The organism is Duganella margarita (genome assembly GCF_009857535.1).
GTDB lineage: Bacteria > Pseudomonadota > Gammaproteobacteria > Burkholderiales > Burkholderiaceae_D > Rugamonas > Rugamonas margarita.
In genome coordinates, this window is the sequence record NZ_WWCS01000011.1 from 26,684 (window position 1) to 40,324 (window position 13,641).

At 64.1% G+C, this 13,641-nt stretch carries 13 protein-coding genes; 7 read left to right on the forward strand and 6 right to left on the reverse strand.

Going from position 1 to position 13,641, the window contains the following annotated elements; translation table 11 throughout:
• Positions 1 to 28 precede the first annotated feature (28 nt).
• Together GTP55_RS17370 and GTP55_RS17375 are read left to right on the forward strand one after the other, a co-directional pair.
• Complete coding sequence (locus GTP55_RS17370; RefSeq protein WP_161046129.1) at positions 29 to 724, forward strand: hypothetical protein; 696 nt, start codon at positions 29 to 31, stop codon at positions 722 to 724.
• Positions 724 to 1,278 carry a FlgO family outer membrane protein gene (locus tag GTP55_RS17375; protein ID WP_161046130.1) on the forward strand — a complete coding sequence of 185 codons (555 nt, stop codon included), beginning with the start codon at positions 724 to 726 and terminating at the stop codon, positions 1,276 to 1,278. Before GTP55_RS17370 ends, GTP55_RS17375 begins: the two co-directional genes overlap by 1 nt.
• 7 nt (positions 1,279 to 1,285) lie before the next feature.
• Here the strand turns inward: GTP55_RS17375 and GTP55_RS17380 are convergent, their stop codons facing one another.
• Entirely contained in the window at positions 1,286 to 2,122 is an 837-nt protein-coding gene (locus GTP55_RS17380) for an NAD-dependent protein deacetylase (protein ID WP_161046131.1), read from the reverse strand.
• A gap of 87 nt (positions 2,123 to 2,209) precedes the next feature.
• Here GTP55_RS17380 and GTP55_RS17385 point away from each other — a divergent pair, with 87 nt between their 5' ends.
• The 4 genes from GTP55_RS17385 to GTP55_RS17400 are packed head-to-tail and all read left to right on the forward strand — an operon-like array spanning position 2,210 to position 5,755.
• Positions 2,210 to 2,764 (forward strand): RNA polymerase sigma factor, encoded by a 555-nt coding sequence (locus GTP55_RS17385; RefSeq protein ID WP_161046132.1) that lies wholly within the window; start codon positions 2,210 to 2,212, stop codon positions 2,762 to 2,764.
• 8 nt (positions 2,765 to 2,772) lie between these two features.
• Positions 2,773 to 3,543 carry a zf-HC2 domain-containing protein gene (locus GTP55_RS17390; protein ID WP_371868374.1) on the forward strand — a complete coding sequence of 257 codons (771 nt, stop codon included), beginning with the start codon at positions 2,773 to 2,775 and terminating at the stop codon, positions 3,541 to 3,543.
• The gene (locus tag GTP55_RS17395; protein ID WP_371868375.1) at positions 3,540 to 5,066 is read left to right on the forward strand and encodes a S8 family peptidase; all 1,527 of its coding nucleotides are present in this window, start codon (positions 3,540 to 3,542) and stop codon (positions 5,064 to 5,066) included. Before GTP55_RS17390 ends, GTP55_RS17395 begins: the two co-directional genes overlap by 4 nt.
• Complete coding sequence (locus tag GTP55_RS17400) at positions 5,063 to 5,755, forward strand: TorF family putative porin (protein ID WP_371868376.1); 693 nt, start codon at positions 5,063 to 5,065, stop codon at positions 5,753 to 5,755. The genes GTP55_RS17395 and GTP55_RS17400 overlap by 4 nt, the downstream gene beginning before the upstream one ends.
• 9 nt (positions 5,756 to 5,764) lie before the next feature.
• Here GTP55_RS17400 and GTP55_RS17405 read toward each other — a convergent pair whose 3' ends face one another.
• The 4 genes from GTP55_RS17405 to ppsA form a co-directional block, all read right to left on the reverse strand.
• Positions 5,765 to 6,172 (reverse strand): DUF4259 domain-containing protein, encoded by a 408-nt coding sequence (locus GTP55_RS17405; protein WP_161046135.1) that lies wholly within the window; start codon positions 6,170 to 6,172, stop codon positions 5,765 to 5,767.
• A 9-nt stretch (positions 6,173 to 6,181) separates the two neighbouring features.
• Positions 6,182 to 7,132: an SPFH domain-containing protein gene (locus GTP55_RS17410; RefSeq protein WP_161046136.1), complete on the reverse strand. Its 951-nt coding sequence runs from the start codon at positions 7,130 to 7,132 to the stop codon at positions 6,182 to 6,184.
• Between the two features lie 21 nt (positions 7,133 to 7,153).
• Complete coding sequence (locus GTP55_RS17415) at positions 7,154 to 7,588, reverse strand: NfeD family protein (protein ID WP_161046271.1); 435 nt, start codon at positions 7,586 to 7,588, stop codon at positions 7,154 to 7,156.
• 142 nt (positions 7,589 to 7,730) lie between these two features.
• Entirely contained in the window at positions 7,731 to 10,160 is a 2,430-nt protein-coding gene (gene ppsA / locus GTP55_RS17420; RefSeq protein WP_161046137.1) for a phosphoenolpyruvate synthase, read from the reverse strand.
• Positions 10,161 to 10,314: 154 nt separating this feature from the next.
• Between ppsA and ppsR the strand changes: the two genes are divergently transcribed.
• Complete coding sequence (gene ppsR, locus GTP55_RS17425; RefSeq protein ID WP_161046272.1) at positions 10,315 to 11,163, forward strand: posphoenolpyruvate synthetase regulatory kinase/phosphorylase PpsR; 849 nt, start codon at positions 10,315 to 10,317, stop codon at positions 11,161 to 11,163.
• Between the two features lies 1 nt (position 11,164).
• Here ppsR and GTP55_RS17430 read toward each other — a convergent pair whose 3' ends face one another.
• Complete coding sequence (locus tag GTP55_RS17430; protein WP_161046138.1) at positions 11,165 to 13,579, reverse strand: catalase; 2,415 nt, start codon at positions 13,577 to 13,579, stop codon at positions 11,165 to 11,167.
• Positions 13,580 to 13,641: the final 62 nt, after the last annotated feature.

Genomic DNA, 13,641 nt, shown 5'->3' on the forward strand with positions numbered 1-13,641 from the left:
AGACTGGACTTTTGAGGACGAGGCTATCATGGCGCTGAAAACTGCAATGGCTCTGGCAGCCGGGCTAACGCTGCTGGCGGGATGCGCGTCGCGCTACACGCCCACGCCGCTGGCCGCCAACTTCCCCACCACCAAGCAAGCCAAGCTGCAAGCCGCCTACCACTGGGGCGTGGTGACCGACAGCATCGAGAAGCGCGTGGTGATGGAGCTTCGCAAAAGTCCGCCACGCCCGGTCTTCATCAATGAACCGAAAGACCCGTCAGCGTTCCAGCGCGCGCTGGCGACCCAGCTGACCACTTCGCTGGTGAATGACGGCTACGTGGTGTCGCGCACGCCGGCCGGCTCGCTGAAGATCGATCTGGACGTGCAGGCGGTCACCTTCAGCGCCAACCGTCCGCAATACCGCTATCACGGCGAACGCGCCGTCCTCGGCAGCGGCGTCTGGCTGCTGAGCGAGATCGAAGCGCCGGTCGTGGCCAATGTCGCGGTGGCGGTCGGCGCGCTGGATGCGCACGACTGGTTCAACGCCCAGTTTGCGCCGGGCGACACGCCCAAGACCGAGATCATCGTCACCGTCTCCGTGTCCGACCAATACCGCTACCTCGCGCGCAACACCTCCGCCTATTACGTGGCCGACAGCGACCGTATCCTGTACGGCATCGTCGATCCCAAGCCCGAAGAACCTAAACTGACCCGTACCTTCCAGGTGCGTGGAGATATTTGATGCTGACGAAATCCTTGGCGCGCGCGGGCGTGCTGGCCCTGCCGCTGCTCCTGGCGGCCTGTTCCTCGACGCCGAAAAGCGAAGAAGGCAACTACTCCACCATTTCGTCCAACCAGTTCATCAACGCCAACTACAAGGCGGCCGACGCGCTGTTGCAGCAACTGAGCGGCAAGCTGGTGGCCGACAAGCCGCTGATCGTCGCCACCATGGTCAACATCGATGCGCTGGACCAGACCACCACGCTGGGCCGGCTGGTGTCGGAACAGGTGTCGACCCGCATGGCGCAAGGCGGCCTGAGCATGCTGGAGATGAAGCTGCGCAACAGCGTCTACCTGAAGCGCAACCAGGGCGAATTGATGCTGACGCGCGAAATCGGCGAAGTGGCCACCAGCCACAACGCTCAGGCCATCGTGGTCGGCTCGTATGCGGAAACCAGCGACATGGTGTTCATTAACATCAAAGTGATCCAGCCGAACACCAACTTCGTGCTGGCCGGGACCGATTACGTGCTGGCCAAGGAAGCCATCGTCCGCTCGATGCTGCAGCGGAACTAAACGAAGGTTAAAGCAACCTCGGCAGGATCTCCACTGCCGACGCCTCCACTTTCAAGCCGATCAGGTCATCCGCCCGGGTTTTGCCCAGGTTGATGGCCGCGATCGGCTTGTTGCTTTGCGCCGCCAGCTTGGCGAAGCGGTAGCCGGAAAACACCATCAGCGACGAACCGACCACCAGCACGGCATCGGCCTCGTCGGCCCATTGCAGGGCGTCGGCGGTGCGCTGTGGCGGAATGTTATCGCCGAAGAAGATCACATCCGGCTGCAAGACTCCGCCGCAGGCCGCGCAGGTCGGCAGCCGGAAATCCTGGAATTCGTCCAGTTCGACTTCCGCATCGCCATCCGGACGGGCTTCCGGCACCACCTCGCCGGCCGGCCCGGTCGGCACCAGCGACGGGTTGGCCTGCGCCAGCCAATCCTGGATCTCGGCGCGCGGATGGACCGCGCGGCAATCCAGGCACAGCACGCCATGGATGTTGCCATGCAGCTCGATCAGCTTGCGGCTGCCGGCAGCCGTGTGCAGCCCGTCGACGTTTTGCGTGATGATGCCATGGATGCGGCCCGCCCGCTCCAGCGCCGCCAGCGCATGGTGGCCGGCATTCGGCGCGGCGCCGGCCAGGGTCGGGTAGCCGGCCATGCTGCGGGCCCAGTAACGGCGCCGCACGGCCTCGGATTTGCGGAAATCCGGCCCCTGGATCGGACTGCGGCCGCGCCGCACGCCGTCCTTGTCGCGGTAGTCGGGAATGCCGGACGCCGTGCTCAGGCCGGCGCCGGTCAGCACCAGCACGCGCTCGTGGCGCTGCAGGAAAGTGCTCAAATGGTCGATTTGCTGGTTCAGGTTCATATGCGCATGGTAGCCTAAAAATTATTTCCCGATTTGTAGAACCATTTGCGTCCGGCAAGGTATTAACCGTGCAAATGGAGAAAGTGGATGGCCTTGGATTCAGATGACGCACTACTGCTGGGCAGGATCGCCGCTGGGGACAGGCACGCCTTCGAGACGCTGTATCGTGCGTATTTTCCGCGCCTGTCGCGTTTTGCCGGCCGCATGGCGCGCAATCCGGCGCTGATCGAGGAAGTGGTCAATGACACCATGTTGGTCGTTTGGCAAAAAGCCGCCAGCTTTGACGGCAGCTGCAAGCCCTCCACCTGGATTTTCGCGATTGCCTACCGCAAGACGCTGAAGGGTTTGAAGCTGACCGATGACCCGGTCGAGTCGGACGCCTCCTTGTACGAAGATGAGGGCGATCACCAGCCGGAACAAGTGCTGAGCCGTCAGCAATTGCAGCAGAGCGTGGCCGACGCGCTCGACGCGCTGCCAGCGGCGCAACGGGCGGTGATGGTGCTGACTTATTATCACGATATGGCGTATGCCGACATCGCCGAGATTGTCGAATGCCCGTTGAACACGGTCAAGACCCGCATGTTTCATGCGCGGCACCGATTGAAGGATTTGTTGTGGAACGAAAGAGAGAACAGCCAATGAGCGGGCGCGTGTTCAGACTGGATATCCCGGTGCACCAGGCGGTGCAGGAGCTGCTGCCGTGGTATGCGTCGGCGCAGCTGTCGCCGGACGAAACGCGGCGCGTGCACGAGCACCTTCAAGGCTGCGCGCAGTGCCGCCATGAGCTGGAATGGGAACACGGCATGCGTGCAGAGGCCGCCGCCGAGGCAGGCAGTCTGCCGGCCGGCGTCGACATCGAGCGCGCGTTCGCCGCGTTGATGCCGGCGCTGGGTCCGCAAGAGCGCCCCGCCACGCCGACCTCCGCCCACGATGCAACTGACGCCGATGCCGCGCCGGCTAATCCGCGCCGCGCGGCAGCTAAACCAGCAGATTGGGATGCCGCTGCTGCTGGCAGCGCGGTGGAAACACACGTCACCGCGCCGCGCCGTATCTCATGGTGGGGCGTCAAGGCCGCCAACCAGTCTTCCTGGCTGCGCTGGGCGGTGGCAGCGCAGTGGCTGGTGATCGTCGCCCTGGGCGCCCTGCTGCTGCGCCCCGACGAAACACCCGCCTACCGCGTGCTGGGCGCCGGTGCCGCCGCCGGCGGCAACATGGTGGTCGTGTTCCAGCCTGCCACCAGCGAACGCGAACTGCGCCACATTCTGCAAGCGCAAAACGCCCGCATCGTCGACGGCCCGACCGTCACCGACGCCTGGCTGCTGAACGTGCCCACCGACCGTCACGCGCAAATTTTGCAGGCGCTGCGCGCCAACGCCGCCGTCAAGCTGGCCGAGCCGCTGGATGGAGACACCGCACCGTGAAGCTGCTGCGCATCCTGACCGTCTGCGCCGCGCTCACTTTCAGCGCCATGCCGGCCATCGCGCGGCCGGACAGCGACCTGCCCACCACCGAAGCGGTCGTCAGCACCGGCGCAGACGACTACGGCGACGACCATCAACTGCTGGTGATGCTGCGCCTGCCCGCCACGCACTACCGGCCCGACGCCACCTACGGCGGCCGCTACATCGACGACAACAGCCGCAGCGCCCGCCAGCGCCGCGCCGAAGCCCTGGCCCGCCAGCACGGCCTGACGCTGGTGGAAGGCTGGCCGATGGCGATCCTGGGCATCGACTGCTATGTCATGCGCTACCCGGACAGCACCGACGCCGACCACCTGATCGCCCAACTGTCCCGCGATCCCCAAGTGGAATGGGCGCAACCGGTGGCCCGCTTTGATGGGATGGCGCAATCGTCCGGCGCCGGCCGCACCACCGACGCCAAGAACGGTGACGCCATGACCGCCAGGGCCGGCGTCACCGCTACGGCCAAGCCCGGCGGAGCTGCCGAAGCCGACGCCAGCGGCGACCCGCTCTACAGCGTCCAGCCGGCCGCGCGCTACTGGCACCTGGCCGAACTGCACCGCTACACGCGCGGACGCGGGATTACCGTCGCCGTGGTCGACAGCGGCATCGACGCCAGTCATCCGGACCTGCATGGCCAGTTGGACGTGAACAACAACTTCGTCGACGCCGGCCCCACGCCGGCCGAAAACCACGGCACGGCGGTGGCTGGCATCATCGCCGCGCGCGTCGGCGGCGGCGGCATCATCGGCGTCGCGCCGCAGGCCAGGCTGATGGGGTTGCGTGCCTGCTGGCAGCAGCGCGACCTGGCCACCCGATGTAATAGCTTCACGCTCAGCAAGGCCATCAACTTTGCGATCCTGAACGGCGCGCAAGTCATCAACCTCAGCCTGTCCGGCCCGCCCGACAGGCTGTTGGACCGTCTGCTGGACGTGGCGCTGGAGCGCGGCATCAGCGTGGTCGGCGCCATTGACCCGCACGCCACCAGCCCCACCTTCCCGGCCAGCCACCACGGCGTACTGGCGGTAGCGTCACAAGCGCGCAGCCCGTTGGGGGCGGCATCGGTGACGCCGGAGGCACAGGCCACCAGCGCCGCGTCTTCCGGCACGGCCGGCCTGCGCAGCCTGGCCGCCACGATCGCCCTGGCGCAGCCTGGCAGCGCCACGCGTGCCGGCAGCGACGCCAGTCCCGCCCTGAGCGCCGAGCCCCACCTGCTCGCCCCCGGCAATGATATTCCCACCAGCGCACCGGGCGCGCGCTGGGCCTTCGTTAGCGGCAGTTCTTATGCCGCCGCCCATGTCAGCGGCATGCTGGCGCTACTGGACGAATTGCGCCCTGACAGCTCGCCTGCGCAAATGCGCACCCTACTGCAATCGGGCGCGGCCCTGCACGCTGCTACCATAGACGCATGCACCACCATCGCCCGCCTGGTGCGCGACCTCCGTTGCGCCCGCCAAATCAGCCAACACGGCGCCGCCCCGTGACGCAACGCGCCACCGTTCTGCTGCTGTCCGCGCTGACCGCCGCGCCGGCCATCGCCCAGATCGACGTCAGCGGCAGCGTCGGGCTGCAATCCGGCTACACCTTCCGCGGCCAGACGCCGGGCGACAGCAGCCCTTCGCCGCAACTGACGCTGAATCTGGACAGCGCCAGTGGCTGGTACGCGGGGGGCTTTGCCGCCGGCATGCACATAGGCGACAACTACGGCTACAAGCTGCAAGGCTACGCGGGTTATGCGCTCCGGCTCACCAGCGCACTAAGCGGGGATGCGGGCTGCAGCCAGATTGCCTACACGCAGTCGCACGCCAACGATTTCCACGAATGTTATGCCGGCCTCAGCGGCGAACGCACCAGCGCCAGGCTGTCCTACGCGCCGCGCTACTTTGGTTTCCGGGCCAAGGTGTTGTACGCCGAAATCAGCACGTTCTACCCGGTCCATCCGCGCTTCAACCTGATCGCCCACGCCGGCCTGCTGTACAACCTGAGCGACGGCGTCTGGCCCGGCGTGCCAGCCCGCTCGCGCTACGACCTCAAGCTGGGCGTGGCCGTTCCGTTCGGCAACTGGACAGTGCAACTGGCGCGCGAACACAGTCCGGACGACGGCCTGCGCTACTATGGCTATCCGATCCATCCAGCCAAGGCCTGGAGCATGGGCGCCAGTTATGCGTTTTAAGTGCGGGTTCTAGAGGCGCGCGCGCAGGTCTGCGACCGAGGCGAGCCACTCGGCGTAATGCTCGCTTTCTTTCCACAGCGCGCGCAGTTCGGACTCGTCCGACAGGATGCGGTCGAGCGCGCGCACCGCTTTCTCGGCCAGGTCGGCGCGCGGCTTGGCTTTGGGCTTGCGAGCCTCGACCCACTCGTCTACCGAGGCGCTGTCGTCGCTGCGTGGTCCGCCCTTGCCTTGCAGTCGTGCCAGCACTTCGATCGCCACCAGCGCTTCGGCGGCGAACGGCGCATCCAGTTCCCCCTGCGTGTCCAGCGCCGTGTCGAGGGTGTCCGCCACCGCATCCAGATTGCTCGTTTCGTGCAAGTCCTGCGCCCAGTCCTGCGCGTAATCATTGCCGAATGCGTCTACCGCCCATGTACCCATACCTGCTCCTTATGCTTTGGCGGGCTTGACGAGCGGCGCGTCTTTTTGCGTCTTCACCACCTGCATGGCAGTGGCGATCAGGCCGCTCATATCGCCCAGATTGGCCGGTATGATAATCGAATTATTGGTCTTGGCAAGCTGGCCGAAGGCGCCGACGTATTGTTCCGCCACCTTGAGGTTGACCGCATCCTCGCCGCCCGGCTCGCGGATCGCGGCGCCGACCTGGCGCAGCGCGTTGGCATTGGCTTCCGCCAGCGCGATGATCGCCGCCGCCTGACCTTGCGCGCGGTTGATGGCGGCCTGCTTGTCGCCTTCCGAACGGGCGATCTGCGCTTCGCGCTCACCGCTGGCGATGTTGATCTGCTCCTGCTTGCGGCCTTCCGACGCCGCGATCAGTGCGCGCTTCTCGCGCTCGGCGGTAATCTGCGCCTGCATCGCATGCAGGATTTCCTTCGGCGGCGTCAGGTCCTTGATCTCGTAGCGCAGCACTTTCACGCCCCAGTTGGCGGCCGATTCATCAATCGCATTCACAATCGCGGTGTTGATGTGGTCACGCTCTTCAAACGTCTTGTCCAGCTCCATGCGGCCGATGACGGAGCGCAGCGTGGTTTGCGCCAGCTGGGTAATCGCGGCGATGTAGTTGGACGAGCCGTACGAGGCGCGCATCGCATCAGTAATCTGGAAATACAGGATGCCGTCCACCTGCAACTGCGTGTTGTCCCTGGTGATGCAGACCTGCGGCGGCACGTCGAGCGGGATCTCCTTCAGCACATGCTTGTAGGCGATGCGGTCGACAAACGGAATCACGATGTTGAGGCCTGGCCCCAGCGTGGCGTGGTATTTGCCGAGACGCTCCACCACCCACGCGTGCTGCTGCGGCACCACGTTGATGGTTTTAAAAACAAACACCAAAGCCAGAATAAACAGAATGAAGGTGACATTGCCAATACTGATGTCCATGAATTTCTCCGTGAGTTAATCTTAAGCCGCCACTATCAGGCGGCTGCCGCGTACTTCGCGTATCGTGTACTGCCCAGGTGCGGCAGTGCTGCCGGGCGCTACGCTGGTATCCAGCTCGACATCCCACAAGGCGCCGCGGTACATGACGCGCGCTGCGCCATCCTGCCACGCTGGCACATTGACGGTTTGACCGATGTCGAGATTGACGTTGGGGTCGCGCTCGGCCTGCACGCGTTGCTGCTGCTTGCCGTAGCGGCTGCGGCGCAGCACGAAGGTGGCCGCCACGCCAACCACCGCCGCAATCAGCAGCGACAGCGCCTCGCCCAGGCCGAGGAACGCAGCGACGGCGCCGGCCATCAGGCCGATGGCAATCATCAATAAATAAAAGGTGCCGCTGAAAAGTTCCAGTATCACCGTCACGCCGGCAGCCGCCAGCCAGTAGCTCCAGTCAGTCATCATGATCTCCTTTCAAAATGCAAAAACCCCCGCTTCCCGAGAGGGGCCGCGAGGGTTTTTGCTGCTGGACAGATGGTATTGATAGAGTTTTTTGCTACTTAATTCGATAACTCCAGTCTATACCATTTTCCGTTAACGTCAACTACTTCTGCAGCGACGCCAGTTTCTGCCAGGTGTCGATCACAGAGTCCGGATTCAGCGACATCGATTCGATGCCCTGCTCCATCAGCCAGGCGGCAAAGTCCGGATGATCCGATGGCCCCTGGCCGCAGATGCCAATGTACTTGCCCTGCTTGCGGCAAGCCTGGATCGCCTGCGACAGCAGCGCCTTGACGGCGTCGTCGCGCTCGTCGAAGTCGGCCGCCAGCAGCGCCATGCCGGAATCGCGGTCCAGGCCCAGCGTCAGCTGGGTCAGGTCGTTGGACCCGATCGAGAAGCCGTCGAAGTGCTCCAGGAAGCGCTCCGCCAGGATCGCGTTGGATGGCACTTCGCACATCATGATCAGGCGCAGGCCGTTCTCGCCGCGTACCAGGCCGTTCTTGCCCAGCAGGTCTACAACTTTTTCAGCCTGGCCCAGCGTACGCACGAACGGCACCATGATCTCGACATTGGTCAGGCCCATGTCGTTACGCACGCGCTTCATCGCCGCGCATTCCATTTCGAAGGCGCCGGCGAAATCGGCCGCCAGGTAGCGCGCCGCGCCGCGGAAGCCCAGCATCGGATTTTCTTCATCCGGCTCGTAGCGCGAACCGCCGATCAGTTTCTTGTACTCGTTGGACTTGAAGTCCGACAGGCGCACGATGACTGGTTTCGGCCAGAACGCGGCGGCGATGGTGGCGATGCCTTCGGCCAGCTTGTCGACGTAGAAGGCTTTCGGCGAAGCGTGGCCGCGCGCGACCGACTCCACGGCCTTCTTCAGGTCCGCATCGATGTTCGGATATTCCAGGATCGCTTTAGGGTGGACACCAATATTGTTATTGATGATGAACTCCAGGCGCGCCAGGCCGACACCGGCATTCGGCACCGACTGGAAGTCGAAGGCCAGCTGCGGGTTGCCGACGTTGAGCATGATCTTGGTCGGCAGCTTGGGCAGTTCGCCGCGCGCCACTTCCGAGATTTCGGTTTCCAGCAGGCCGTCGTAGATCTTGCCTTCGTCGCCTTCAGCGCAGGACACGGTGACGAAAGTGCCGTCCTTCAGCACTTCGGTCGCGTCGCCGCAGCCTACCACCGCAGGCACGCCCAGCTCACGCGCGATGATCGCCGCGTGGCAGGTACGGCCGCCACGGTTGGTGACGATGGCGGAAGCGCGTTTCATCACCGGTTCCCAGTTAGGGTCGGTCATGTCGGCTACCAGCACGTCGCCTGGCTGCACGCGTTCCATGTCGGCCGGGTCGTGAATCACGCGCACCGGACCGGCGCCGATCTTCTGGCCAATCGCGCGGCCGGAGGCCAGCACCGTGCCGCTCGATTTCAGTTTGAAGCGCTGCTGCACGTCGGTCGCCTTCTGCTGCGACTTCACGGTTTCAGGTCGCGCCTGCAGGATGTACAGCTTACCGTCGCGGCCATCCTTGCCCCACTCGATGTCCATCGGACGGCCGTAGTGGTTCTCGATGATGACGGCGTACTTGGCCAGCTCCACCACTTCTTCGTCGTTCAGCGAATAGCGGTTGCGCAGTTCCACCGGCACGTCAACGGTCTTCACCGAGCGGCCAGCCTTGGCTTCCGCAGTGAATTCCATCTTCAGCAGCTTGGAGCCGATGTTGCGGCGGATGACCGGCGATTTGCCTTTTTCCAGCATCGGTTTGTGGACGTAGAATTCGTCCGGGTTGACCGCGCCCTGCACCACCGTCTCGCCCAGGCCATAGCTGGAGGTGACGAACACCACGTCCTTGAAGCCGGACTCGGTGTCGATGGTGAACATGACGCCAGCGGCGCCCAGGTCCGAGCGCACCATGCGCTGCACGCCGGCCGACAGCGCCACTTCGGCGTGGGTGAAGCCTTTGTGCACGCGGTACGAGATCGCGCGGTCGTTATACAGCGACGCGAAGACGTGTTTCATCGCGTCCAGCACATTTTCAATGCCGACCACGTTGAGGAAGGTCTCCTGCTGACCGGCGAACGAAGCGTCCGGCAAGTCTTCGGCAGTCGCCGACGAGCGCACCGCGAACGACATTTCGGTCGACGAATCGGCCACCAGTTGTGCGTAGTAGGCATGAATTTCTTGTTCCAGGCGCGGCTGGAACGGCGTCTCGATGATCCACTGACGGATCTCGGCGCCGGCCTGCGCGAGCGAACGGACGTCGTCGATGTTCAGATCGGCCAGGCGATCGGCGATGCGGTCGGCCAGCGATTTGCCGCCATCCACGCTGTGCGACAGAAAGTCGCGGAAGGCTTGCGCGGTGGTCGCAAAGCCGCCTGGCACGCGCACGCCGGCGCCTGCCAATTGGCTGATCATCTCGCCGAGCGAGGCGTTTTTGCCGCCGACGGATTCCACATCCGTCATGCGCAAATGTTCAAACGAGGCAACGTATACCGCTTCGTTGTTTTGCTCCTTCAATGCTACGTTGGACATAATTACACCTTTTTGAGATAGAAATCTTTCCGGCGGGCGACAGACCCATGTTCTTGTTATTCTGGTGGCCGTGTCGCACAATGCATCCTGTTGGCGCTCATTCTACAGCCTGCGAAGCGAATTGACGATTCACAATACCGATAGCCTCCTCTACATGACACAAGAACAACGACAACCCCTGCCGTCCGCCGCCCGCACCGTCTTTTTTGTTTCCGACGGGACCGGAATTACCGCAGAAACCTTCGGTCACTCGGTGCTGACCCAGTTCGAATTGCGGTTCCGCCAGGTGCGGCTGCCGTTCATCGATACGCTGGACAAGGCCTACGATGCGCTGCGCAAGATTAACGAAGCGTTTGAAAACGATGGTCATCGGCCCATCGTGTTCTCGACACTGGTGCACACGGAACTATCGGATGTGATCCGCAAGTGCAAGGGCATGTATATGGACATGTTCCAGACATTTGTCGCCCCGCTAGAACAAGAGTTAGGCGTCAAGTCCACGCACACGATTGGCCGCTCGCACAATATCGTGGACAGTGAGGAGTACAAAAACCGCATCGAAGCGATTAACTTCTCGCTGGCGCACGATGACGGGCAGTCGCACAAGAATCTGGCCGAAGCGGACGTGATCCTGGTCGGCGTGTCGCGCTCGGGCAAGACGCCAACCAGCTTGTATCTGGCGATGCAGTACGGGATCAAGGCGGCCAATTATCCGCTGATTCCGGATGATTTCGAGCGCGGCCGGCTGCCGTCGTCGCTGTATGAGTTCAAGACCAAGATTTTTGGGCTGACGATTACGCCGGAGCGGTTGTCCGAGATTCGCAATGAGCGGCGCGCGGGCAGCAAATACGCGTCGCTGGAGAACTGCCGCTATGAGGTCAACGAGGCGGAGGCGATGATGAAGCGCGAAGGGATACGCTGGCTGTCGTCCACCACCAAGTCGATTGAAGAGATCTCGACGACGATCCTGCAAGAGATCAAGCCGGATCGCCGCGAGTATTAAACTAGACGCGCGCGGGATCGGTTTCGCGCGCGTAGATGCGCTGCTGCGCCAGCACTGACACAAAGCTGTTCAGCCCTTCCGCTGCCTCGCTGGACTCCACCAAGATCACGCCGGGGTCCGGCACCCCATGCGGCAGCTTGCGCGGAATCCTGGCCGCCTTCAGCAGCTCGGCGCCGCTGCCCAACGCCAGTAGCGGCTTGCCGTGCCGGTACTGCAGCTTCACAAACTCCAGCACATTGGCGTCGCGGCTCAAGGCGTCGCGCGCATCGGCGCAGTCCGGAATGATCACGCCATCCCACAGCACCGACGGCCCGGTCTCGACACTGATTTCCACGTCCAGCGGCGCATCGGTGTACGACGCCAGCGCGCCAATCTTCTGGCCCACCAGACGCGGCACAGCGCCCTGGTCCAGCAGCGCCGCATACAGCTTGCGTGTCTGCGCCCCATCCACGCCAGGCCCCACCAGCAGCGCCACACGCCGCGTGCGGATACCGGTATTGCCCGGCCGCGCAAACAGCGACAGCGATGGCGACGCCGGATAATCATACTGCGGCCGGTCGGTGGCCAGCGGCAGCGGCGGCGGCACCTCCATGCCCAAGCCGTCCGCCACGCCCGCCACCAGCGCCGCGTCGATATTGGCCAGCAGTGCCAGCACGCGCCTGCGCACGGCCGGCGTATGCACCCGCGTCAACTCGAAGCGGAACGCGTTGATGATGTGCCGCTGCTCGGTCACGCTCTGGCTGATCCAGAACAGACGCGCCTGCGAATAGTGATCGGCAAACAGCTCCGGCTTGCCGCGTACTTCCCTGCCCTGCGATACTTCAGGCACGCTGACAAAGCCGCGCGCGCCGGCCTGGAACGGACAGCCGCCGGCCAGCGAATTCGGCTCGTAACTGACCCGCCCACGGTTGATCTGCTGGCGGTGGATGCCATCGCGCTGGTTGTTATGAATCTGCGCCACCGGCGTGTTGATCGGGATCTCGTGGAAGTTGGCGCCGCCCAGACGGCTGATCTGGGTATCGATGTAGGAATGAATCCGCCCTTGCAGCAGCGGATCGTTGGTGAAGTCGATGCCGGGCACCACATGCGCCGCGCAGAACGCCACCTGTTCGGTCTCGGCGAAGAAGTTGTCCGGATTGCGGTCCAGTACCAGCTTGCCGACCGGGCGCACCGCCACCATCTCCTCCGGCACGATCTTGGTCGGGTCAAGAATATCGAAGGGGAACTGCGCCGCCTGTTCTTCGGTGAAGATCTGTAGTCCCAACTCATACTCCGGGAACTGGCCGCTGTCGATCGCCTCCCACAGATCGCGGCGATGGTAGTCCGGGTCGGCGCCCGCCAGCCGCGCCGCCTCGTCCCACACCAGCGAATGCGTGCCAGCCAGCGGCGTCCAGTGGAATTTGCAGAACACCGACTCCCCCTTGTCGTTCACCAGCCGGAAGGTGTGTACGCCGAAGCCCTGCATCATGCGGTAACTGCGCGGGATGGCGCGATCCGACGTATGCCACAGCAGCATGTGCGCGATCTCGGGGCTGAGCGAGGCGAAGTCCCAGAACGTGTCGTGCGCGCTGGCCGCCTGCGGCATGCCGTTGTGCGGCTCCGGCTTGACGGAATGGATCAGGTCCGGGAACTTCATCGCATCCTGGATGAAGAACACCGGGATATTGTTCCCCACCAGATCCCAGTTGCCGTCGTCGGTATAGAACTTGACGGCGAAACCGCGCACATCGCGCACCGTATCGGCGGAACCGCGTTCGCCGGCGACGGTGGAAAACCGCACAAACACCGGCGTGCGCTTGCCGGCGGCGGCAAACGGCGCGGCGCGCGTGAGGCCGCGCAGATCCTCGTAGCTTTCAAAATAGCCGTGCGCCGCCGAACCGCGCGCATGCACCACCCGCTCGGGAATGCGCTCATGGTCGAAGTGGGTGATCTTCTCGCGCAGGATGAAGTCCTCCATCAGCGTCGGCCCGCGCAGGCCGGCCTTCAGCGAGTTCTGGTTGTCGGCCACGGGCACGCCCTGGTTGGTGGTCAACTCGCGGCCGGTGTCATCGACCCGCACCCGGTCCAGCGGGCGGTTGATGGCGTTGTCGCCGATGTCCGGCTGGCCGTCGCCGACCTTCTCCGAGCCGACGATTTCGGTACTGGTGCTGGCGGTGGCGATGGGCGTCGGCGGCGCGTGGGTGGCGCCGGCGTGCGGCGTGTAGGCCGCGTCGCCATACTCCAGCGGCTTGGTGGGATTGAAAGGCATCTCGGCGGCCAGCTTCTCGTCGCCGGTGACCTTTTCCAGCAGCTGGTCGGCGATCGGATTGGGTGGTCCCAGGCGCGATGGATGGGGCGGCGCGGCCGGTCCGGCGACTGTGCTCAGGATGGAACCGGCGCCGTCCAGCGCGCCGCCGTTGGATTTACGTTTAGCCATGTCGACCTCCATTGGTGGGCAGAGGTCGAGTGTGCGCGGATGCCGCTAGCTGTATTTGATGG